Source organism: Psychrobacillus sp. FSL K6-4615, assembly GCF_038008225.1.
Lineage (GTDB): Bacteria > Bacillota > Bacilli > Bacillales_A > Planococcaceae > Psychrobacillus > Psychrobacillus psychrotolerans.
Map to the genome: position 1 here is coordinate 1542378 of NZ_JBBOYQ010000001.1, position 23345 is coordinate 1565722.

The following is a 23345-nucleotide window of genomic DNA, read 5'->3' on the forward strand; positions in this document are numbered from 1 at the left end:
ATGAACGAAGCATTGATCAAACAACATATAAAGCAATATAAAGAAGCTGTTCTCCATCAAGTTCAACAAAGCACATTGTTGAAATATACTGGGGCTCCTGTCATTGATGAAGAGCGTTTGTTTTTTACACTTTTACCACTTTTTAATGGAGAAGAATGGGAAGAATCCCAAAGAAAGTCTGCTATTGCAGTAACTCTTATCTTTTCTGCCTTAGCTGCTCATGATTTAGTAAAAGAGTTGAATGCAACTAGCAAAGATCAACAGTTACAAGTATTAGCTGGAGATTATTACAGTGGGAAGTATTACCACCTATTAGCAAGCGATGGACAACTAGACTTAATCCAGATTTTGTCGGAAGGTGTCGCGACTATTTCAGAACATAAAACAAGATTTTATGACCGACAAATTTATGGGTTCGATCAGCTCATTCAATCCATTCAACTCATAGAATCTCAATCCATTGAACAATTACTTGAGTATTATTCTTTTCATGAGTATGTATTCGTAATGAAAGAGTCTCTCCTCCTCATTGCTTTAAAAAAGGAACTTGCAGCATATGAGCAAGGTGAACAACCATTTTATATTAGTAAGTCAAGTCAGTTACAGGCTAATATTAATATTCTCCAGTTGGAGATAGAAAAGATTGAATCCATACTTATGGATGAGATTAAAAACTCTGAGCTATTAGAAGAACAACTAAAAAGTATAATTTTAGAAAAGTTAATGAAATGCACCTTAGAAAAGCAGTTGAGAGAAGGTTAAGTCGTGGAAAAATCAAAAGAACAGCATGTACATGAAGTGTTTGAAAAGATATCTGATAACTATGATTCGATGAATTCGGTTATTAGCTTTCAACAACATAAAGCATGGCGTAAAGATACGATGAAGGCTATGCAAGTAAAACCTGGAAGCAAAGCATTGGACGTATGTTGCGGGACAGCAGACTGGACAATTGCATTGGCGGAGGCAACTGGGCCAACTGGTGAGGTAAGGGGATTAGATTTTAGTCAAAACATGTTAAATGTGGGATTAGAAAAAGTGAAGCATATCTCACAAATTGAGTTAATCCAAGGAAATGCTATGGAGCTGCCATTTGAAGATAATTTCTTTGATTTTGTAACGATTGGTTTTGGATTACGCAATGTTCCAGATTATACACAAGTGTTAAGTGAAATGAATCGTGTTGTTAAACCAGGTGGGATGGTCGTTTGCTTAGAAACGTCTACACCAGATTCGAAATTATTTAATGGTTTATTCCGATTCTATTTCCGTTATATCATGCCATTATTCGGAAAACTTTTTGCGAAAAGTTATAAAGAATATTCATGGTTACAGGAGTCTGCTAAAGAGTTTCCAAATCGAGCTGAGTTAACTAAGCTATTCGAAAAAGTGGGCTTGGTCAATGTAACGAGCAAACCATATAGCGGTGGAGCGGCAGCTAGACATATTGGCTTTAAAAAAGATATTTAAGTGAGTGAGGTTGTAACCGTGGACAAGATGAAATTAAAGTTACTCTATTCCGATTTGAAATCGGATCTTGATATCATCGAAAAAGAATTAGCTGTAGCGGTAAATTCTTCTTCTCACTTATTGAATGAGGCGTCTCTTCATCTGCTATTAGCCGGAGGAAAGCGGATTAGACCAGTTTTTGTGTTGCTTGCAGCAAAATTTGGAAACTATTCGATAGATTCTATAAAAAGCGTAGCTGTTTCTGTTGAACTCATTCATATGGCTTCCCTCGTCCATGATGATGTAATAGACGATGCAGAAACTAGACGAGGCAGAGAAACGGTGAAGGCACAATGGAATAATCGGGTCGCAATGTATACAGGAGACTTTCTTTTTGCCAATGCAATTGAATACATAACAGATTTACAAAATACATATGCACATGAAGTGTTATCTCATACGATGGTGGAACTTTGTATTGGGGAAATTATTCAAATTGAGGATAAGCACTATTTAGAACAAACAGTTCGTGACTACTTACGTCGGATTAAACGGAAAACGGCTATATTAATTTCAGCTAGCTGTGAGTTAGGAGCAATTGCTTCCCAAGCAGATGAGGAAACGGTCAAGCATTTGAAATGGTTTGGCTATTACGTCGGTATGTCATTCCAAATCATAGATGACATTTTGGATCTTACATCTACAGATGAGGAGTTAGGTAAACCTGCTGGATCTGATCTTGCACAGGGGAATATTACATTGCCTGTTTTATACGTTAAAAACGATCTAGATATTGAACCATTATTAAAAGAAATTTTAGCAGGGACAATAAGTGATGAGAATCGACAAATTCTGTTAACTAAAATTCGGGACTCAGATGGTATCAATCGTGCTAAACAAATTAGTAATCTTTACTTGCAAAAAGCGCTAAATGAAGTAAAGCAATTGCCGGCAAATTCCGCTAAAAAGTCATTACAAAACATCGCATTGTTTATGAGTAAAAGGAAATTTTAAATGGTATTTTGTTCAGTTACCTGCCTTTAAAACCTAAACTTGAGCTACCGTCTATTAATTTAATTTGAAAATAATGAATTATAATGATAATATTTGTAACGGTGGAGAATAAGTCCATTATATATATTCGAGGAGTGTTAACTATGGAAAAAACATTTTTAATGGTAAAACCTGATGGCGTACAACGTAACTTAATCGGTGAAATCGTAGGTCGTTTTGAAGCAAAAGGATTCCAATTAGTTGGAGCAAAATTAATGCAAATTCCTACTGAACTTGCTGAAGAGCATTACGGCGAGCATAAAGAACGCCCATTCTTCGGGGAATTAGTAGAATTCATCACTTCTGGACCAGTTTTTGCAATGGTTTGGGAAGGGGAAAATGTTATTTCAACTGCACGTTTATTAGTTGGAGCAACAAACCCTAAAGAATCAGCTCCAGGAACTATCCGTGGAGATTTCGCATTAACTGTAGGGAAAAACATTATTCATGGTTCTGATGCTCCTGAAAGCGCTGAACGTGAAATTGGATTATTCTTCAAGCAAGAAGAACTAGTATCATATAAAAAAGATGCTAACAACTGGATTAACTAATCCAGAAAATGGTTGTTTATGACTTTGGTCATAAACAACCATTTTTTTATTTAGGATTAAGAAAGTATTGAAAATTGTCTGGTGAACAAGCTTCATTCTACTCTTCGTTGCGCTCAAGTCATTACAATCAGTAGTACTAGCTCAACCATAAGATTAAGCATAGCCTTTTGCTTAGATGATAAGAGTAGTGAAAGTTAATAGAGGAATAAAACAGTCTATCTGATTAGGAATACTATTTTATAATCTAAGAAGAAGTAAAGATTCTTTTTTTCGGAGTTCATTTCATCATTACTTATATTAGATACTCCACATATATTTATGTGGTTTTATATCCTATTATCGATTATTTAAAGTGGACCTAATTGATTGGAGCGCAGAGTGGCGACTCCAGTGGAACAGCACGAGCTGAAGACCCTGGACTGAGCAAAGTGAAGGAAGCGGCTGAAGGCGTGCCCACGGAAAGCGTCCGCTCGGAGCGGAAATTCAATGGCAAGGACTGGTGTCTTTTTTGTCTAGTTCTTCTTATTTTATAAAAGTAAGATATAACAGATAAAAAGAGCTATATCAGAGCCACTTGGTTTCAATTTATAAAAAAATAGGCAAATGCTCACATTTATCAGTCTTTTTAGTATGTTCTAAATGCTATGTATACGATATACTAGATAAAGGTTTTCAGAAAGGGGCGAAATCATTTTGCCGGATTACATAAAATTTGTGGATTCCATAAAGAAAAAAACAGGCATTGATCTTGCAGCATATAAAGAAGCGCAGATGAGACGCAGACTAACTTCTTTATATGAAAAAAAAGGATATAAAAACTTTGTTGAGTTTTATCAAGCGCTTGACTCCAACAGAGATTTGATGAATGAGTTTCTAGATAGAATGACGATTAATGTTTCAGAGTTTTATCGGAACGAAAAACGCTGGGATATATTACAAACGAAAATATTTCCAAAGTTATTAGAAACAAATAAACGATTGAAAATTTGGAGTGCCGCATGCTCTACTGGTGAAGAGCCTTATACCATAGCGATGGTTTTGTCCAATCATGTTCCTTTATCTCAAATTGCCATACATGCAACAGATTTAGATGAAAATGCAATTCAACGTGCAAAAGTTGGTATTTACCCAGAACGTTCACTAGCTGAGGTACCAATTGACATTAAAAATAAGTACTTTGAGACTCAAACACCATTTTATAAGATAAGTGATTCCGTTAAAAAGACCGTCACATTTAAAAAACATAATCTATTGAAAGATACATATGATAAAAATTTCGATTTGATTGTTTGTCGTAACGTCATGATTTACTTTACAGAAGCTGCAAAAGATCAAATTTATCAAAACTTTAGTGATTCACTGCGACCTGGAGGAATTCTATTCGTCGGTAGTACGGAACAGATATTCAATCCAGGTAAGTACGGGTTTGAAACCGAAGATACCTTTTTCTATCGGAAAAAATAAGTGGAACTGTCCGATGTATTTCGGGCAGTTTTCTTCTAAGCAAAGATAAAGGATAAAATCTCCATAAATTCAGTAATACAGGAAGTGAAGCGTTAATCGATCATGATAATCGATTAATGAGGATGGATGAGGATGGAAGAACTTCAGTGGTTTTTATTTGTATAAGAGGCTTTCGTAGGCTCTTGTGCTTTTCTTCTATACATGGCACCAAAATTTTGATATAGTGATAAACAAATACTTTAGCGAGTTGAAGGGGGAAAGTATTGTGAGATACTTAACTGCAGGTGAGTCACATGGACCACAACTAACTGCGATTATTGAAGGATTACCAGCGCAATTGGAAATAACGAGTGAAATGATAAATAAAGAGTTAAAACGTCGACAGGGTGGACATGGTCGTGGAAGACGTATGCAAATTGAAAAAGATACAGTAGCTATAACATCAGGTGTACGTCATGGGAAAACGTTAGGCTCTCCAGTTTGTCTAGTTGTAAACAATGATGATTGGAAGCACTGGACAAACATTATGGGAATTGAACCGCTTGGAGATGAAATAGATCCAGAGGATATTAAAAGAAAAATCACTAGACCACGTCCAGGACACGCCGATTTAGTTGGTGGTATGAAATATGGTCATCGTGATTTACGTAATGTTCTGGAGCGTTCCTCCGCACGAGAAACTACTGTAAGAGTGGCAGTAGGAGCCGTTGCAAAAGAGTTGTTAAGCAAACTAGGAATAACTATTGTGGCTCATGTTACGAAAATTGGTGGGATTGAAGCTAATTTGGATTTGGCTAATGGAAAGACAATAGAAGAAATCCGTACAATTGTAGAAGATGATCCTGTTTATTGCTTAGATCCTCAAGCCTCTGCACAAATGGTAGAAGCTATTGATAATGCAAAAAAAGCAGGAGATACAATTGGTGGAGTAGTAGAAGTAATTGTTTCTGGGATGCCAGCTGGAGTTGGAAGTTACGTCCATTATGATCGTAAACTAGACGGTAAACTCGCAATGGCGATGATGAGTATCAATGCATTTAAAGGAGTAGAAGTAGGGTTGGGATTCGAAATGGCTAATCTTTTTGGAAGCCAAGTTCATGATCAGATTTCTTGGAGTGCAGATAAGGGGTATACACGTGATACAAACCGACTAGGGGGTCTAGAAGGCGGCATGTCCACAGGAATGCCAATTGTAGTACGTGGTGTGATGAAACCAATTCCTACGCTTTATAAGCCACTTCAAAGTGTTGATATTGATACGAAGGAGCCGTTTAAAGCAAGTATTGAAAGGTCTGATAGCTGTGCGGTACCAGCAGCTTCAGTAGTTGCAGAAGCTGTTATTGCTTGGGAAATTGCACAAGCGGTTCTAGATACTTTCCATGGAGATAAACTAGAAACATTACTTGCAGATATAGAGAGTCATAGAGCTTATACAAAGGGGTTTTAATGATGTCTATTCAAGTAAAAACAAAAGACTCCGTCTATGAAGTTTATCTAGGAGAAAATATTCTACAATCCTTTTGTAGTAGAGAAACAGATAAATTATCCAAATATGATCAATTGGTCATAATCACAGATGAACATGTGTGGAGTTTACATGAGGAATATGTACGCAGTAATTTTACGCTACCTTTTAAACTTTATATTGTTCCTAATGGTGAATCCTGCAAAACATTTGAATCCTATTATCAAGTCCAATCTTTTTTATTAGATGAAAATTGTTCTAGAAATTCTGCGCTTCTGGCATTAGGGGGAGGAGCAGTTGGGGATTTGACTGGGTTTGTAGCAGCAACCTTTATGCGTGGTATTCCTTTTTACCAAATTCCAACGACTATCTTAGCACATGATAGTGCCGTTGGGGGTAAGACTGCGATCAATCACCCGAATGGAAAAAATATGATTGGAGCTTTCTATCAACCTAAGGAAGTAATATATGACTTTCATTTTTTAAAAACGTTACCAGAAGGAGAAATTCGCTCAGGATTAGCGGAAGTGATCAAACATTCATTGATCAGTGATGCTAAATGGATGGATGAATTTCTTATTCTTCCAAACCTATTGGCAATCGAAAATAAACAATTATTGCATTGGATTGAAAAAGGAATTCGAGTTAAAGCGCATATTGTTGAGCTGGATGAAAAAGAACAGTCTTACCGAAAGTTTTTGAATTTTGGCCATACATATGGTCATGCGATTGAGGCCTCTGTAGGTTATGGGCAAGTCACGCACGGGGAAGCTGTGATGATCGGTATGATCCCAGCATTAATGCTAAGTGAGCTTCATGGGAATGTGGAAAAGGGCTATGCAAGAAGGGTTTATGACCTAGCAAATAGACTTGGGTATAATTTCACACACGTGCTTCATTGTTCATTTGAAAGCTTATCAAAGTTTATGCAAAAAGATAAAAAATCGATGAATGGAGAACTCCACTTTGCATTGCTTGAAGAAATAGGGCATCCATTTATGCAGAAAGTTTCGGTAGAAGAGATTAAACGTTGTGATAATCAGCTACGACAATGGGTGAAGGAGGAGAACAAATGATTAGAGGAGTAAGAGGAGCAACCACCGTATTAGCAGATTCAAATGACTTAGTTCTGCAGGAAACAAGACGTCTTGTGGAAACAATGGCAAAATCGAATGACATTTTACCCGAAGACATTGCTTCCGTGATCATTTCTACTACGCCGGATATAACTTCTGCATTTCCGGCACGTGCCGTTCGAGGCATAGAAGGATGGGCATATGTACCGGTAATGTGCACCCACGAGATGAATGTACCAGGGGCTTTGGAAAAGTGTATTCGATTACTCATGCATATAAATACAGATAAAAACCAACAACAAATCGAGCATATCTATTTAAATAATGCAGTCGCATTAAGACCAGATTTACTTAAATAATTTATAGAATTGAGGGGTTAAAATGAAATTTAAGCAACAGATTAATGGGTTACATGCATATCAGCCTGGAAAAACTACCGATGAAGTGAAGAAAATGTTCAACTTAGAAAAAGTGACGAAACTTGCATCCAATGAAAATCCTTATGGTGCTTCACCAAAAGTTAAAGAATACTTTGCAAACGCAAATATAGATTTTGCTATCTATCCAGATGGATATGCATCAAATTTAAGAGCTGCTGTGGCAAATCATTTGAACGTCTCTGAAAAGCAATTATTATTTGGCAATGGATCTGACGAAAATATTCTGATTGTATCAAGAGCTATTTTACGACCTGGATTGAATACTATTATGGCGGATGTAACATTTGGTCAATACAAGCACAATGCGGTGGTGGAGGGAGCAGAAGTGCGTGAAATACCCCTTACTAAAAATGGAGAACATGATTTAAATAACATGCTAGCAGCAATTGATGAAAATACTGCAATTATTTGGGTGTGTAATCCAAACAATCCAACAGGGACTTTAATACCTAGTGATAAATTGAAACAGTTTATCGAGAAAGTGCCAAATGACGTATTAATTGTTTTAGATGAAGCATACACAGAATACATAACAGATAGTAACTACAAAGATTCTCTTGGATTATTAGAAAACCATCCGAATGTCTTAATAATGCGTACATTTTCTAAGGCATATGGTCTGGCAAGCTTCCGTATTGGATATGCTATTGGCTCGGAATCAGTAATAGCTCAGCTAGAACCAACTCGTGAGCCATTTAATAATACGGTTATAAGTCAACAGGTAGCCCTTCTTGGATTAGAAGATCAAGCGTTTATCAATGAATGCAAAGAGAAAAATAATGCGGGGAAAGCTCAGTACGTGACTTATTGCAACGAAAGAAATCTGCATTATTTCCCTTCGCAAACGAATTTTATCTTAATGGAAGTGAAGGCAGATAGTGATGCAGTTTTCCAAGGTTTGATGAAGCGCGGATTTATAGTTCGAAGTGGAAATGCATTAGGGAAACAAGGGTATTTACGTATTACCATTGGAACGGAACAACAAAATAGTGAGTTATTAGAAAAGCTTGATGAGGTTCTTAAAGAGGAAGGCGTTTTATAATGCAACAAAACGTATTCATTATAGGACTCGGATTAATAGGTGGATCCTTGGCACTAAGCTTAAAGCGCAATAAAGATGTGAAAATAATTGGATATGACGCAAATGGCCAAACGTTAAAAACAGCGAAAAGAATTAGTGTCATTGATGAGATAGCGACCAATCTAGAAGAGAGTAGTGCCTTTGCAGATGTCATTGTTTTTGCTACTCCCGTGAGTGAAACGATTCGTTTGATGAAAGAATTACCGAAATGGCAATTGAAGAAACAAGTGATTATTACAGATACAGGAAGCACAAAAAAAGAAATTATGAAAGTCGCGATATCATTAAAGGAGCAGGGCATAACTTTTATAGGGGGTCACCCTATGGCTGGCTCTCACAAGAGTGGTGTGGAAGCTGCTAGACCAATCCTGTTTGAAAATGCCTATTATTTGCTAACCCCTTTTGAAGATGAAACGGATGAGCGTGTTCAAGTGTTGATCAATCTATTGCAGGTAACGAAAGCGAAGGTAGTACAAGTCGGAGCAGAAGAGCATGACCATATGACCGCTGTAGTTAGTCATTTCCCCCATTTAGTTGCTGCGTCTCTGGTGCATCAATTGTCTTTCGAGAATGAACAATATCCATTTACGAAACAACTGGCGGCAGGAGGATTTCGTGATTTAACAAGAATCGCTTCTGCCAACCCTATTGTTTGGAGAGATATAACGCTTCAAAATCGGCAGGAATTAACGGATCAATTGAAAGCGTGGACTAATGAAATGATTAAATTACAAGAACTGCTTTCATATGCGGATTCTAGTGATATAGAAAATTATTTTAATGTTGCTAAAAAAGTACGAGATGATCTTCCTATTAATACACAAGGCGCGATGTTTAGTGTATTTGATCTGTATGTGGATGTACCAGATTATCCTGGTGTTATATCTGAGATTACAGGTTATTTGGCAAAAGATAATATAAGTATTACAAATTTACGAATCGTAGAAACTCGTGAAGATATTTTTGGAATTTTAGTTATCAGTTTTCAATCGACAAATGATCGTGCTAAAGCGGTAGAATGTATTGCAAATAATACAACATTTGAAACATATATTTCTTAGGGAGGGAAGACATTGTTGACTAGTAAGAAGTTAGATTATGTACAGCCCTCTTTGAAGGGCACTATTCGTATACCGGGAGATAAATCCGTCTCTCATCGGTCTATTATGTTTGGCGCTATAGCTGAAGGAACTACAACTGTTGAGGGTTTCTTACAGAGTGATGATTGCTTAAGTACAATTGATTGCTTTCAAAAGCTTGGAGTGGATATAACCATCGAAGGGGAGAAGGTAACGATTAAAAGTGATGGAATTGCGAACTGGAAGGAACCTGGCGAAATATTATATACGGGGAATTCGGGAACAACTACTCGTTTAATGCTCGGAATTTTAGCAGGCTCCTCCGTGTCCTCCGTTTTAATAGGGGATGAATCTATTCAAAAACGTCCAATGAGAAGAGTAACGGATCCTTTAAAAGATATGAATGCTAAACTAATCGGGCGAGAGAATGGCCAGTTTACACCAATTGCAGTTGAGGGTACTCAATTACAAGCTATTCGTTATACGATGCCTGTAGCCAGTGCACAAGTGAAGTCTGCCATTTTACTAGCAGCTTTAAATGCAGATGGAGAAACTATAGTGGAAGAACTAGAAACTTCTCGGGATCACACAGAGAAAATGTTACAACACTTTGGTGCAACCATTGCAGTAGATGGTAAAATGATACGTTTACAAGGTGGACAAAAGTTAACAGGAACTCATGTGGTCGTACCTGGAGATATTTCCTCTGCTGCCTTCTTTTTAGTAGCTGGAGCAATTGTTCCTAATAGTAAACTTACCTTAACAAATGTAGGTTTAAACGTAACAAGAACTGGCATTATGGACGTTCTGCAAGCAATGGGTGCATCCTTTACAGTGAATGACTCAGAAAACAGTAGTCATGAAGAAATGGGTACAATTGAAATTGAATCTTCTAATCTTGTAGGTACTGAAATTGGTGGAGAACTTATCCCACGACTAATTGATGAAATTCCTATTATTGCCCTACTTGCTACCCAAGCTACTGGAAAAACTGTTATAAAAAATGCAGAAGAGCTCAAAGTGAAAGAAACAAATCGTATTGATGCAGTAGTGAATGAATTAAAGAAACTGGGCGCAAATATTACTGCCACCGATGATGGGATGATAATAGAGGGACCCACGTTACTCCATGGTGGGGATCTGCTTACTTATGGAGATCATCGTATTGGAATGATGGCTGCAGTAGCTTCTCTAATCACTACTGAACCCGTAACAATTGATAATGCAGGATGTATTGCTGTTTCTTATCCAACATTCTTTGATGATATTTCAAGTGTTATAAAGTGATGCTTGTATTACTAACTGTTTTTAGGATATTTAAGATGAACAGGCACCCTCTTTTTCCAAAGAGGGTTTTTTTCTTGTTCAAAAACAAATGTTCTTGTAGGATAAAGGTATAATGAAAGTATGGTGATAATATGGACAACTTTACTCCCTTTATCCACGCGATGGAAGAAGGAAACATAGAAAAAATTAGTACAATGCTTGAAAGCTTTTTATTGAATGGCGATCCCGACGAGCAATACCAGTTAGCAGATCTATTAACACAATCTGGTTTTTTACAGGAAGCTATTTCAATCCTAGAACACCTTCAGTTTTTATTTCCTGAGGAAAATCAATTGAAAATCGATCAAGCCCAGCTGTATTTAGAAATGGACAAAGAAGATGAAGCACTAGAAATGCTAACGACTATCGAAAAAACAAGTGACGCTTATCCGCAAGCACTACTCACGTTAGCAGACTACTATCAAATGCTTGGACTATATGAGGTTGCAGAACAAAAGATAAACGAAGCACTGACACTTTTACCTAAAGAGCCTTTGCTTTTGTATGCTAAAGGTGAATTATTGTTTGAAACCGGCAGATACTTAGAAGCAGCACGTGTGATGGAGGATCTACTGCCTCATCAAGAATCACTTCAGGCTATCGATTTGTCCCTTAAACTAGCAGAAATTTATAGTGCAGGAGCAGCCTATGAAGAAGCGATTCCATACTACGCATTAACGCTTGAAAAGGAAGTAGCTCCAGACGTACTATTCCATGCAGCTTATGCATCGTTCCAAGTGCAGCAATATGAAACTGCTGCCAAGCAATTGGAGGACCTCCTTCAAATCGATCCTGACTACTTCTCAGGCTATATGTTACTTGCAGAGACCTATGCGATGCTCGAAAAAAATGAGGATGCTCTAAAAGCAATTACAGATGGAATCGCTCGTGATGAGTTTGAAAAAGAATATTATTTATTTGCAGGTAAAATTTCCTTGAAATTGGGTAAAGTGAAGGAAGCAGAAACTTTTTTAAGAGAAGCAATTGCATTGGACCCAGAATATATGGATGCTATCTTCATTTTATCTTCGTTGTATTCAACAGAAGAAAAAGATGAAGAGTTAGTGGAGCTCTATGAAACGTTGAAGCAGGAGCATTTTGAATGGTCTGCCATGTATCCGTTTTTGGCAACCGCTTACGAAAGATTAGAATTGTATGAAAAAGCATACGAATTTTATCAGCTTGCATATACTGAACATATAGAGGATGTTCCATTTTTAGAAAAGTATGTTTATTTCCTTCTAGAGGAAGGGAAAAGGGCAGAAGCAAAAGAAGTTGTACTGATTTTACAAAAACTTCAACCGGAAAATAGTGAATGGTTTGAAATGTTCGAATAAATGAGGGAAGGAGAGGTTACGTGACTGCTTCTGTTTCAGTTGGTGAGAAAAAAGAATTTGTTCGTTGGTTTTTGAAAAAGTATCAGATGAAAAGAAGAGAGTGCGTGTGGATCTTGAATTATTTAATAAGCCATGAGACATTGTTAAATAATGTACACTTCGTAGAGGAGGCACATTATTGTCCTCGAGCAATGATCATGTCTGTGACTACGTCCTCAGGTATACCTTTTAGATTTTACAAGGGAAGTATTATGACCGCTGATGCTGAAAAATCTTTCCATGATTTACGATTACATCCAGAAGAGGATATGTATATTCAATTAAACTTTCAAATGATGCCACCGAGTCCAGAGTATCTTGCAGTACTAGAAGAGAATCCTTATATGCCAAAATATTTACAGATCAATGAGAAGGATAAAATGATAGCTGAGGATATAGTTAGTGAAAGCTTGTATTCATTTCAAGTAGAGCAATTAAAAAAGCAAATTGATAAAGCAATTGATGATAATAACAAAGAAAAGTTTATGGAACTTTCTTCGTTGTGGAAGCAAATACAACATAAAGAGATGTAGGAGAGGTTACAAATGCATTGGAACGGAAAAGATAGCACAGTTTTTCAAGCACAAAAAGAATATATAGATACAGCAGTGATTCCACTTATACAGATTGATGGTTCTGATGAAGGTTTCCGTTTTGCAGCCTCAGCAGCTGAATTCACATTGTCATTAGCAAACGTAATTGAAAATCAGTTCAAAGGGAGGATTGTTTTATTTCCTTCCTTCTCTTATACAAAGAGTCAGGACAAGCAATCGATATTTGAAACGTGGCAAGAAGAACTAAACAAAGCCTCATTCAAACACATCTTTTACGTTACTTCTGATAGAGACTGGAGTACAATGGGAGAAGAACAAAATATTATATGGATTCCATCTATTCCACTGGACTCCATGGACCAAAAAATGAGAAACTCAGTATTAGAAGATCAATTACGACAACTTATTCCGATTTTTGCGAAAATATGGGCGAATTAGTGACAATTTGGAACATAATTTGTCTATAAAGTTTATAATTCGAGGAAATCGAATATTGACCTTCCTTTTTTATTGATATATCATGTATATGTCCTAGTATTATTATTCAAGCAAGTATGTCCATTGGACTGAACCTTTAAGTAAGAGGGGGGAAAAGGATGAGTAACAATAAAGTATCAAGACGTCAGTTTTTAAGTTACACCCTAACAGGTGTTGGCGGATTTATGGCAGCTGGAATGCTTATGCCAATGGTACGATTTGCAGTTGATCCTGTATTGCAGAAAAAAGAAGGCGGAGATTTTGTATTAACGGAGAAGAAAATTGCCGATATTACAGAAGTTCCAGAACGTGTTGACTTCACTTTTGAACAAGTGGACGCATGGTACAAGTCTGATATTACCAATGCAGCTTGGGTATACAAAGAAGGCGATGAAATTATCGCACTTTCTCCAGTATGTAAGCATTTAGGTTGTACAGTAAACTGGGAAGCAGACCCAGCGCACAAAAATCAATTCTTCTGTCCATGTCACGCTGGTCGTTACGAGAAAAACGGTAAAAATGTACCAAAAACACCACCTCTAGGTCCGTTGGATCAATATGAAGTTCGTGAAAATGACGGGTTCTTAGAAATTGGGAAAGCTATTCCTAACACATTAGTTTAAAGTAAGGGGGTACGACATCAGTGCTTAATAAAATCTATGATTGGGTGGATGAACGTCTTGATATTACTCCTATATGGCGTGATATTGCAGACCATGAAGTACCAGAACACGTAAACCCTGCACATCATTTTTCGGCATTTGTATACTGTTTCGGAGGATTAACGTTCTTCATCACGGTAATTCAAATTCTTTCAGGTATGTTCTTAACTATGTATTATGTACCTGATATTGAAAATGCATGGGAATCTGTTTACTATCTTCAAAATGAAGTAGCATTCGGTGAAATTGTACGTGGGATGCATCACTGGGGAGCATCACTTGTAATTGTTATGATGTTCTTACATACATTGCGTGTATTCTTTACTGGTTCTTATAAAAAACCTCGTGAACTAAACTGGATGGTCGGAGTACTAATCTTCGCTGTTATGTTAGGTTTAGGATTTACAGGTTACCTATTACCGTGGGACATGAAAGCATTGTTCGCAACTAAAGTAGGTATTGAAATTGCAGCATCTGTTCCATTTGTTGGTGGAATTATTAAAACGCTTTTAGCTGGTGATGAAACAATCATCGGTGCACAAACATTAACAAGATTCTTTGCGATTCATGTGTTCTTCTTGCCAGCTGCTCTATTTGCATTACTTGCAGCTCACTTTATCATGATTCGTCGTCAAGGTATTTCTGGACCACTTTAATGGGTAAATGGAACAGATAATTGTTACAAGGAGGGGACACTATGCATCGCGGAAAAGGCATGAAATTCGTTGGAGACTCACGTGTACCAGATCTTTCTAACCGTAAGAAAAACACTCCAAAAGACTATTCTGAGTATCCAGGCAAAACAGAAGCTTTCTGGCCTGACTTTTTACTTAAAGAATGGTTAGTCGGTGCGGTATTCTTAGTTGGTTATTTGGTATTAACTGTTGCACATCCATCGCCACTTGAACGCCCAGCTGATCCAGCTGACACAGGTTATATTCCAGTACCAGACTGGTATTTCTTGTTTTTATACCAATTATTGAAATATGAATTTGCTTCAGGACCATTTAATATTATTGGAGCAATCGTAATGCCAGGATTGGCTTTCGGAGCGCTATTATTAGTACCATTTTTAGATACAAGCAAGGAAAGAAGCCCATGGAAACGTCCATTACCGACAGGATTCATGCTTCTAGCAATTGCTTCAATCATTTACTTAACATGGGAATCTGTTGTAAACCATGACTGGGAAGCTGCTAAAGCTTACGGTGAGATTAAAGAAGAAGTATCAGTCGAGTTTGATGAAACTTCCGAAGGTTATCAACTTTATCAAGGTTCTTCTTGTATTGGGTGTCACGGTAACTCCTTTGAGGGCGGTATCGGTTTACCATTAGTAGGATTAGAATATACTGCTGAGGAAATCGTTGAAATCGCTCATGAAGGTAAAGGCGGTATGCCTGGTGGAACATTTACAGGTACCGAGGAAGAGTTACAAAAACTAGCTGAGTATATCACTACATTACAACCAGCAGAATAATTTTAACAAATGAAGAGAGTCAGGAAACTGACTCTCTTTTTTTCTTACACAAAAAGGGAGTCCAAATAAATGAAAGAATTGCTAATGTATATAAAACTAGTTCTCTTTAACAAAACATTTATGTGGCTATTATTCATAGTAAATCTACTTGGCACTATTTATGGCTACATTTGGTATGAAAGTCAGTTGTCCCAAACGGAGGCGAAATTCCTACTATTCGTTCCTGATAGTCCTACAGCAAGTTTGTTTTTTACAATTGCTTTATTTGCTTGGTTATTAAAGAAAAACTGGAAGTTGATTGAAGCTCTAGCTTTAATCACACTAGTTAAATATGGGTTATGGGCTGTAGTCATGAATATTTGGACATATGTTGAAAATGATTATCTAGGTTGGATGGGTTGGATGCTCGTAGCATCGCATTTTGCAATGGCTGTTCAGGCTATTCTCTACATTCCTTTTTATCGCTTTAGATGGATACACATCATAATAGCTGCTATATGGACATTACATAATGATGTGATTGATTATGTCTTTGATCAGATGCCAATATATAGTAGTCTAGATAAGTATGCTGATCAGATTGGTTACTTTACATTTTGGCTATCTATTGCTTGTATTTTGTTAGCTTCCTTTATTTATCAAAAAAGGTCAAAGCGTATTAGTTGAATGTCTCTATTATTCCTATTAAAATAAGAAGTATAGATTATAGAGGGGGAAAAAATTTGGCTTCTTATCTTATATACTTTGCGATAATTCTGTTATTGCCTTTGTATGCACAAATGAAAGTTAAAAGAACATATAAAAAATATTCAAAAGTTCGTTCTACATCCGGGATGACAGGGGCTCAAGTAGCAAGAACAATTCTTGATGCAAATGGTTTAGCTGATGTTCAGGTTGTGGAGAGTAGAGGGTTTTTAAGCGATCACTATAATCCAATGACAAAAATAGTGGCATTATCTTCTCATAATTTCCATGAAGCTTCTGTTGCAGGTTCTGCGATTGCAGCACATGAAGTCGGTCATGCCATTCAACATAAAGAATCATATTCGTTTTTAAATTTACGTCATAAATTAGTGCCAGTAGCTAATATTTCGTCAAATGCTTCTTGGGTTTTCATCATGATCGGTATGATAGCTAGTTTCCCTAATCTGATGTTGATAGGGATCGTGTTATTAGCTGCTGGTGTTGTATTCCAAATTGTAACATTACCTGTAGAATTTAACGCTTCGAGTAGAGCGATGGACCAAATGGTTTCTCACGGCATTATTCGCAATGAGGAAGAACGTCACGCGAAAAAAGTATTAAGCGCAGCTGCTTTAACTTATGTTGCTGCTACAGCAGTTGCTGTTTTAGAGTTATTACGTTTAGTATTAATCTATACTGGAATGAGTCGAAACGATTAATAAAGTATAAAAAATGGAGGGCGATGACTGTAGTCATCTCCCTCCATTTTTGTTTGCAAATGAATTGTTCACTTGTAACATCATCTAACTAATTCGAAAAAAGGGTCGATTTTTCCTCAAGAGCTTTAGCACTTCAACATAATTATTAATTTTTTGGGTTCTGTTAAAGATAAAGGTTGATAATCGTTATGAATTGCGAAGAACGGCCATTTAATTTAATAAAGATTTAAGGTACAATCAAGTTAATATTCAAACGTAATATGATAAGTCATGTTGATCCCCCAGTGATTTTTGTCATACTGCGTACATAAAGGAGCAAAGTTTCATGCTTAATAGTCCAATTTAACACCCTTCATTTTTTTCAGGCAATTCAGAAGAAAATGGGGGATAATATTGAAATCAAATCGTAATTTTCTTTTTTTAATGATTGGCCAATCATTAGCTAATATAGGCGATGTGTTGTACATTGTCGGTGTTATTAGCATTATATACAGTTTAACCGAGTCAGCTACCGCATCAGCCTTCGTTCCGTTTACCATTACTTTTTCTATGTTTATTTCAAGTGTTCTAACACCACTGCTAATAGGTAAGTACAATTTGAAACGTTTATTAGTTGGTTCACAAATAGGAAAAACATTATTTTTATTGGGCTTAGGATTTTTTTTGATGATGGGTTTTAATTCAAATAACTATTATTTCATATTTGTAGCAATTGGTTTGATTGCTCTTCTTGATGGTTGTGCGAATCCAATTAGACAAACTTTGATTCCTTTTTATGTAGCGGAAGAAAGCTTAGTAGAAGCAAATGGAATAGCAGAAACAGTTACACAAACTATCCAAATAGGGACTTGGTTTTTTGGAAGTATGCTATTAATCGTATTCAGTCCAAACCAACTAATCTGGATAGTTACTGTACTATTTATTTTTTCAAGCATTTTCTTGAATTTGTTAAAAAATGTAGAACACAAAGAAGAAAGACAAGAAAAAAAATGGTCTCAATTAACCATTGGTTGGCGAACTATTAAACGGACACCGTTATTAAAAACAGTGGTCCGTATGGAATTTTTTGAAACTACTGCTGGTTCAGTTTGGATAGCAGCAATAATATTGGTCTATGTCGAACAGGCATTAAAGGCGGAAGAATATTGGTGGGGTTATATTAATGCAGCTTTTTTTATAGGCTTAGTAGTAGGAAGTATATTGTGTATTAAGTTTTCCTTGTTTGTAGATAAAAAACGTCACGTTTTTATCATTACAGGAGCGTTTATGACTTGCATTTTTACGGTTGTATTTGGATTGACGAGTTTCCCTGTAATCGCAATGGTGCTATCCGTCTTAATTGGGCTTTTTGGACAATTGAAAAATATACCTCAACAAACATTAATTCAAACAAGCGTACCCAAAGACCAATTAGCAACTGTTTATACTTCTCTTGGCACTATTGGAACAGGCACATTTGGAATTGCCTCCCTAACAATGGGTATTCTTTCAGATTACTTCGGTGTACGTAGTATTTTTATTGTTTCTGGTATTTTACTTGCAATAGTTAGTATTATGGCTTTAAAGAATCAGAATTTGTTTAGAAAAACGATGGAGTCAGAATAATATATTTAAAAGAGAGAAGTAATTTTACTTCTCTCTTTATTAAGTTATATATGCTTTCCTTTTATGAAGGATTGCTATGATAGAGATGTTTTTTACTAACGGGTGCTTGTGCGGCCGAGCCTAGGTCGTATCATATAGCGGGTGGGATTCCCGTCGAGAATGAACTAGCCATTCACTCGTAGGCGAGTCTTGGAGGGCTAATGGTAACATTAGCCTTTAAGCGTAGACAGTTAGGTGGCGGGCCGAAAGCCAACTGGTTGAAGGGATTGAGCTCCATAATGTTAGTAAATCGAGAGGTGCCTTAACTTCGAATAGGGCATAATCTATTGTTGTACAAGTTGAATGAATCTGTCGTCTAACGGTGCCCTACTATAACAAAATAACCTAGTAGTATTTCACTACTAGGTTAACATCTTAAACCCTAATTACAAACTTATATACTCTCCCGTTTTAACGCATCAATAATGTTTTCCTTCTTCACTTTTGAACTCGCATATAACATGGTTATGCTAACAATGATAAATACAGCCACGATAACATATATTATACTTATCCAGGGGATTGTGAATTCAAATTGGAAGCTAGTCATCAGTGCTTTGTATATCAAATATATTACACCGATACTGATTGGAAGCCCATAGAGTAATGATTTTATTCCATAAAATATACTTTCGTAATTAATCATTTTATTGAAACCTTTGGGCGTCATCCCAACTGATTTCAGCATCGCGAATTCTCGTTTGCGAAGTGAGATACTCGTCGAGATGGTGTTGAATATATTGGCTATAGACACCAATGTAATTAATAAGATGAATCCATTCGCCAATACGGATATCAGGAGAATCAGCTGTTCACCTTCCTGCCCATATTTTAACCTATTGCTAATGCGAAGATTAATTTCTTTCATTTCATCGATTTCCTGTTCTGTGGCCATGGGATCCGTGGACTTTAGATTTAGACTTAATTGAACATCAGCTCTGCTTGTCAATTGATCCATGACTTGTTCAGAGATAATCATATTAAAAGCCCCCGCGATATCTTCTTGTGTGACTCCCATAGGAAGTTGATCCGTTAAGGCAGCTATCTTAATCTTATTTAAGGGTGTCTCTTTTTCAGTGTCCCAATCTAATTTTAATAGGTCAAGGCTCTGATCAACTTTTGCATGAATGGCCTTTTTCTTTACAATTTTATTTGCTGCTACATTTTTATAAGTAAGCGTATCAACCACAATAGCAGACAGGTTTTCTGCGTCAATGAGTTGCTTGTAATCTGCACCCACACTTTTCGCATAATCTTGTAGGTTTTTATCATCTAAGACATGAACTTCAATGTCATATCGGAACTTTCCTTCTTTCCATACAGGGTCAGTTTTCAAAAGGTGATGTAATTCATTTGGAAATACATCTTTATCAACCCAAGAAATCAATGAGAAAAATTTCGTTACATTCCATTCCGTTATATCATCAAGATTAGCAATCGAGTTGATAACCTGATCATCTAAGGGTTCAATACCGATTGAATCAACTTTAATATCAAAGTTCACATCCTGTGAAAGTTCAATCGCTTTCTGTATATTGTCTGTAAAGAAAGACATGCTCAAGAAAAGAACGATACTGATGACAAGTGAAAAGATCGTTGCTTGATATCTACGTTTATTTCTCTTTAAATTTTTCAGACCAATGTCTGCTTCAATACCGAAAATTTTGCTAACCAACTTGGATGTTTTCACTGTTTTATTTGTTAGTTTAACATCGCTTGTTTGTCGTATCGCATCAATCGCAGATATTCTAGATGCTTTTCTTGCTGGTAGATAGGTTGAAAGGAAGATTGTTAGGATCGACACGGCACAGGCAATCAATATAGAACCTGGTGCAATAGTTATCTCCAACTCCTCCGTTATGCCAAAATTCCCTTGACGAATCATCGGATTAATAAACAAGAACGAAATACCAGTTACTACAACTCCCAGAATGATTCCAATTGGTATACTGATTAAGCCAATAACCATCCCTTCAAAAAATACCGAATTCCTCTTCTGTCTTGCTGTAGCGCCCACGCTTGAAAGCATACCTAAATGACGAGACCGTTCGGAGACAGAAATCGCAAATGCATTATATATAAGCGATACTGATCCAACAATAATGATGCCCATAATGACTAAAGTTAATGCTAGAATGGTCATACTCAATTTATCGGTATACGCCATGCTATAGTAACTCAATAAAGTATGATTAACATCAATAGACTCATATTCAATGTTAATTTGATTAGCTAAATCCTGTGCGTGTGTATACAGGGAACTCTTAACTTTGTTTAATGCAACTGTGGCATCAACGATATCATTTGCACCCAATGTACTTTCATCTACATAACTAATGACGGTATATTCCGGTGCCCATGCTGGCTCCCATGTCGGTCGTTTTATGATGCCTACAACCTTATAACTTTTAGTTTCTGTATGTTCTATTGTTTCAGCACGCTCACCATTTTTTGTTACCAGTGAGTCGCCTTGTTTTATTGCCGGTGCATCTGCTGCAGCCCCCGTCCTAATTCTTTCGCCAATATCGAGTGTTAACGTGTCTCCGATTTTGTATACCACTTTGGCGTTCGTTGCAATTTCCTCCGAAATAACAATTTCGTTGTCTGCTTGAGGAAGTTGCCCTGAACTTAGTTCAATTGGAAATTGCTTAAAACCTTGTTCATTATATTCCTTAATATGCAAATAGGGTTTACTCGGATTAACTCCCTCTTCTAATAGGGCATAACCTATATCTCTTGATACACCAAGTATATGAGTTTCCTCATCTGTAGCAATCGATTTAAGTTGAGATGGATTCACATCTTTATAAAGGACATGCCAATATCCAGTAGTTGTTGACGCTTGCCTTTGCATTAAATCCATAAGCGAAACCACAAATGTAGGGACCATTGTCACCATCATTACAGAGATAATGACACCGATAATAGTCACTAGTGTGCGGCGTTTGTTTTCCTTCAATTGTCTTACTGTTAATTTGTTAACAATATTCACGGACGAATCACCTCGTCTTTGGCAATCCTTCCATCTTCAATGGTAATGATTCTATCGGCTTGTAGCGCAATCCGCTCATCATGGGTAATGATAATCAGCGTTTGATTAAAGGTTTTATTAAACATTTTTAATAAATCAATGATTTCGTTACCATTTTTACTATCAAGATTACCTGTTGGTTCGTCTGCTAGCATAATCGTAGGATTACTAATCAGTGCTCTTCCAATAGACACCCGTTGTTGTTGCCCACCCGAGAGCTGATTTGGTAAATGCTTTAAGCGATTAGCTAAATTTAAAGTCTTCACGATATCCGCGAATTGCTTCTTATCCACCTTATGTTCATCAAGTAGTAGGGGAAGCTTAATATTCTCTTCCACCGTTAAGACCGGAATAAGATTATAGAATTGATAGATCAAGCCGATTTGTCTACGTCTAAAGATCGCCAGTTGCGTCTCATTTAGATTATAAATATCTGTGTTGTCCACGAACACTTTGCCACTTGTCGGTCGATCCACACCACCAAGCATATGTAGAATCGTTGATTTGCCTGAACCTGAAGGACCAATAATAGCGATGAATTCTCCTTTATTTACTGTAAAAGATACATCATCAAGCGCCTTTACCGCGCTTTCACCTTTACCATACGTTTTAGACAGATGTTCAATTTTTAATATTTCCATTGTAAGACCTCCATTTGTGTTAATGAGATCAGTATATCTGTCTATTGTGACTTTACAGTGACTGTTACATGACTATTTAGTCACTTAACTTAATGCAATGATTTATTTATAAAACTTAATATGAAACTGTGTGCCCATTCCTTTCTCACTGTTGATATTGATATCTCCATTCTGACTTGTAATAATACTGTGAGATAAGGCTAGTCCAATACCGACACTATCTTCGCTTGCATTCTTTCCTTTGTAGAATCGTTGAAAAACATAGGGTAACTCTTCTTTCGAAATTCCTTTTCCGTTATCAGCAATGATTACTTCGGTATACAGTGCATTTTCTGCAAAAGATATAGAGATCGCCCCACCCTCAGGTGTGTGCTCCACGCAATTTTTCAAAATGTTGATGACAGCTTCAGCGCTCCAATTAAGGTCACCGAGAAAAGATACGGCGTCATCACCCTTAATCGAGACCGTTTGTTGCTTAATATCCATTGGAATCAGAACAGGCTCGAGTGATTTTTGAAACAATGTTCTGACCAAAATAGAATCTTTTTTAAATTGAACCGTTCCTGCATCAATTTTGGAGAACTTTAATAATGAAGATACAAGCCATCCAATCCTTTCAAGTTGAATCCGTATATTACGTGTGAATTCTGTTCTTTTATCAGGAGGAAGTTCGGGTTCACTTAATAAATCTGCCATGACTGTCATGGAGGTTAGGGGAGTCTTAAGCTGATGTGATATATCGGAAATCGCATTCGTAAGCTGGACTTTATCATGTTGTAAAAGCGCACTATGTTCAGATAACATGAGTGTCACTTTATAGATATCGTTCTTTAGAATACTCAGCTCACCTTCCTGATTATCACGAACGTCTAACGTGTAATTCCCATTACTTATTTGGCGTAAATAGCTAGAGAGATTCCCAATCTCCGTATATCTCCATCTCGTAAATACCAAACTGCATGTAATAAGTAACGCTGAAGTGATACAAGTAAGCACTGCGACAGCGAGTGACATCATTGCCGAGATCACAATTGCCACGAGACTGATCGAACACATCGTAACGAATAACCACTGAATCTCTCTATTTCGAAGCATA

Annotated in this window: 23 protein-coding genes; 20 read left to right on the plus strand and 3 right to left on the minus strand. The window is 36.8% G+C overall.

What is annotated here, in order from left to right:
* The 20 genes from MKX53_RS07420 to MKX53_RS07515 all read left to right on the plus strand — a co-directional run bounded on the left by MKX53_RS07420 (position 1) and on the right by MKX53_RS07515 (position 18538).
* Entirely contained in the window at positions 1-762 is a 762-nt protein-coding gene (locus tag MKX53_RS07420) for a heptaprenyl diphosphate synthase component 1 (RefSeq protein WP_340762083.1), read from the plus strand.
* A 3-nt stretch (positions 763-765) separates the two neighbouring features.
* The gene (locus tag MKX53_RS07425; protein ID WP_340910295.1) at positions 766-1470 is read left to right on the plus strand and encodes a demethylmenaquinone methyltransferase; all 705 of its coding nucleotides are present in this window, start codon (positions 766-768) and stop codon (positions 1468-1470) included.
* Positions 1471-1497: 27 nt separating this feature from the next.
* Positions 1498-2463 carry a heptaprenyl diphosphate synthase component II gene (hepT, locus tag MKX53_RS07430; protein WP_422194406.1) on the plus strand — a complete coding sequence of 322 codons (966 nt, stop codon included), beginning with the start codon at positions 1498-1500 and terminating at the stop codon, positions 2461-2463.
* 143 nt (positions 2464-2606) lie between these two features.
* Positions 2607-3053: a nucleoside-diphosphate kinase gene (gene ndk / locus MKX53_RS07435; RefSeq protein ID WP_093534753.1), complete on the plus strand. Its 447-nt coding sequence runs from the start codon at positions 2607-2609 to the stop codon at positions 3051-3053.
* 693 nt (positions 3054-3746) lie between these two features.
* On the plus strand, positions 3747-4517 hold the full coding sequence (locus MKX53_RS07440; protein WP_340910299.1) for a CheR family methyltransferase: 771 nt from the start codon (positions 3747-3749) through the stop codon (positions 4515-4517).
* 265 nt (positions 4518-4782) lie between these two features.
* Entirely contained in the window at positions 4783-5964 is a 1182-nt protein-coding gene (aroC, locus tag MKX53_RS07445) for a chorismate synthase (RefSeq protein ID WP_340910302.1), read from the plus strand.
* A 2-nt stretch (positions 5965-5966) separates the two neighbouring features.
* Positions 5967-7058, plus strand: a complete 1092-nt coding sequence (aroB, locus tag MKX53_RS07450) for a 3-dehydroquinate synthase (protein WP_340913283.1) — start codon at positions 5967-5969, stop codon at positions 7056-7058.
* Positions 7055-7417 carry a chorismate mutase gene (gene aroH, locus MKX53_RS07455; protein WP_093534745.1) on the plus strand — a complete coding sequence of 121 codons (363 nt, stop codon included), beginning with the start codon at positions 7055-7057 and terminating at the stop codon, positions 7415-7417. Before aroB ends, aroH begins: the two co-directional genes overlap by 4 nt.
* A 22-nt stretch (positions 7418-7439) precedes the next feature.
* The gene (gene hisC, locus MKX53_RS07460; protein WP_340910305.1) at positions 7440-8540 is read left to right on the plus strand and encodes a histidinol-phosphate transaminase; all 1101 of its coding nucleotides are present in this window, start codon (positions 7440-7442) and stop codon (positions 8538-8540) included.
* On the plus strand, positions 8540-9640 hold the full coding sequence (locus MKX53_RS07465; RefSeq protein ID WP_093534741.1) for a prephenate dehydrogenase: 1101 nt from the start codon (positions 8540-8542) through the stop codon (positions 9638-9640). Before hisC ends, MKX53_RS07465 begins: the two co-directional genes overlap by 1 nt.
* 15 nt (positions 9641-9655) lie before the next feature.
* Positions 9656-10945 (plus strand): 3-phosphoshikimate 1-carboxyvinyltransferase, encoded by a 1290-nt coding sequence (aroA, locus tag MKX53_RS07470; protein ID WP_340913285.1) that lies wholly within the window; start codon positions 9656-9658, stop codon positions 10943-10945.
* A 131-nt stretch (positions 10946-11076) separates the two neighbouring features.
* Positions 11077-12321, plus strand: coding sequence for a tetratricopeptide repeat protein (locus MKX53_RS07475; RefSeq protein WP_340910307.1), 1245 nt, complete (start codon positions 11077-11079; stop codon positions 12319-12321).
* Positions 12322-12341: 20 nt separating this feature from the next.
* Complete coding sequence (locus MKX53_RS07480) at positions 12342-12893, plus strand: ReoY family proteolytic degradation factor (RefSeq protein ID WP_093534735.1); 552 nt, start codon at positions 12342-12344, stop codon at positions 12891-12893.
* A gap of 12 nt (positions 12894-12905) precedes the next feature.
* Positions 12906-13352: a YpiF family protein gene (locus tag MKX53_RS07485; protein WP_340762089.1), complete on the plus strand. Its 447-nt coding sequence runs from the start codon at positions 12906-12908 to the stop codon at positions 13350-13352.
* 158 nt (positions 13353-13510) lie between these two features.
* Positions 13511-14014, plus strand: a complete 504-nt coding sequence (locus MKX53_RS07490) for a QcrA and Rieske domain-containing protein (protein ID WP_090561754.1) — start codon at positions 13511-13513, stop codon at positions 14012-14014.
* 20 nt (positions 14015-14034) lie between these two features.
* On the plus strand, positions 14035-14709 hold the full coding sequence (qcrB, locus tag MKX53_RS07495; protein WP_093534731.1) for a menaquinol-cytochrome c reductase cytochrome b subunit: 675 nt from the start codon (positions 14035-14037) through the stop codon (positions 14707-14709).
* 41 nt (positions 14710-14750) lie between these two features.
* On the plus strand, positions 14751-15530 hold the full coding sequence (locus MKX53_RS07500) for a menaquinol-cytochrome c reductase cytochrome b/c subunit (RefSeq protein WP_093534729.1): 780 nt from the start codon (positions 14751-14753) through the stop codon (positions 15528-15530).
* 69 nt (positions 15531-15599) lie between these two features.
* Positions 15600-16196 carry a DUF1405 domain-containing protein gene (locus MKX53_RS07505; protein WP_340762091.1) on the plus strand — a complete coding sequence of 199 codons (597 nt, stop codon included), beginning with the start codon at positions 15600-15602 and terminating at the stop codon, positions 16194-16196.
* 56 nt (positions 16197-16252) lie between these two features.
* Positions 16253-16933 carry a zinc metallopeptidase gene (locus MKX53_RS07510; RefSeq protein ID WP_093534725.1) on the plus strand — a complete coding sequence of 227 codons (681 nt, stop codon included), beginning with the start codon at positions 16253-16255 and terminating at the stop codon, positions 16931-16933.
* Positions 16934-17326: 393 nt separating this feature from the next.
* Positions 17327-18538, plus strand: coding sequence for an MFS transporter (locus tag MKX53_RS07515; RefSeq protein ID WP_340910310.1), 1212 nt, complete (start codon positions 17327-17329; stop codon positions 18536-18538).
* Positions 18539-18971: 433 nt separating this feature from the next.
* On the opposite strand, the gene MKX53_RS07520 is transcribed toward MKX53_RS07515, so the two are convergent.
* From MKX53_RS07520 to MKX53_RS07530, 3 genes are all read right to left on the minus strand, one after another.
* A complete protein-coding gene (locus MKX53_RS07520; RefSeq protein WP_340910313.1) occupies positions 18972-21569 on the minus strand; it encodes an FtsX-like permease family protein in 2598 nt (865 codons plus the stop codon).
* Complete coding sequence (locus MKX53_RS07525) at positions 21566-22249, minus strand: ABC transporter ATP-binding protein (RefSeq protein WP_093534719.1); 684 nt, start codon at positions 22247-22249, stop codon at positions 21566-21568. Before MKX53_RS07525 ends, MKX53_RS07520 begins: the two co-directional genes overlap by 4 nt.
* Positions 22250-22351: 102 nt before the next feature.
* The gene (locus tag MKX53_RS07530; protein ID WP_340910316.1) at positions 22352-23344 is read right to left on the minus strand and encodes a sensor histidine kinase; all 993 of its coding nucleotides are present in this window, start codon (positions 23342-23344) and stop codon (positions 22352-22354) included.
* Position 23345 lies beyond the last annotated feature (1 nt).

Coding starts and splice junctions, on each gene's coding strand:
- MKX53_RS07420 (WP_340762083.1), top strand. CDS start 1: ATGAACGAAGCATTGATCAAACAACATATAAAGCAATATAAAGAAGCT.
- hepT (WP_422194406.1), top strand. CDS start 1,498: ATGAAATTAAAGTTACTCTATTCCGATTTGAAATCGGATCTTGATATC.
- ndk (WP_093534753.1), top strand. CDS start 2,607: ATGGAAAAAACATTTTTAATGGTAAAACCTGATGGCGTACAACGTAAC.
- aroB (WP_340913283.1), top strand. CDS start 5,967: ATGTCTATTCAAGTAAAAACAAAAGACTCCGTCTATGAAGTTTATCTA.
- aroH (WP_093534745.1), top strand. CDS start 7,055: ATGATTAGAGGAGTAAGAGGAGCAACCACCGTATTAGCAGATTCAAAT.
- hisC (WP_340910305.1), top strand. CDS start 7,440: ATGAAATTTAAGCAACAGATTAATGGGTTACATGCATATCAGCCTGGA.
- MKX53_RS07465 (WP_093534741.1), top strand. CDS start 8,540: ATGCAACAAAACGTATTCATTATAGGACTCGGATTAATAGGTGGATCC.
- MKX53_RS07475 (WP_340910307.1), top strand. CDS start 11,077: ATGGACAACTTTACTCCCTTTATCCACGCGATGGAAGAAGGAAACATA.
- MKX53_RS07485 (WP_340762089.1), top strand. CDS start 12,906: ATGCATTGGAACGGAAAAGATAGCACAGTTTTTCAAGCACAAAAAGAA.
- MKX53_RS07490 (WP_090561754.1), top strand. CDS start 13,511: ATGAGTAACAATAAAGTATCAAGACGTCAGTTTTTAAGTTACACCCTA.
- MKX53_RS07500 (WP_093534729.1), top strand. CDS start 14,751: ATGCATCGCGGAAAAGGCATGAAATTCGTTGGAGACTCACGTGTACCA.
- MKX53_RS07505 (WP_340762091.1), top strand. CDS start 15,600: ATGAAAGAATTGCTAATGTATATAAAACTAGTTCTCTTTAACAAAACA.
- MKX53_RS07525 (WP_093534719.1), bottom strand. CDS start 22,249: ATGGAAATATTAAAAATTGAACATCTGTCTAAAACGTATGGTAAAGGT.
- MKX53_RS07530 (WP_340910316.1), bottom strand. CDS start 23,344: ATGCTTCGAAATAGAGAGATTCAGTGGTTATTCGTTACGATGTGTTCG.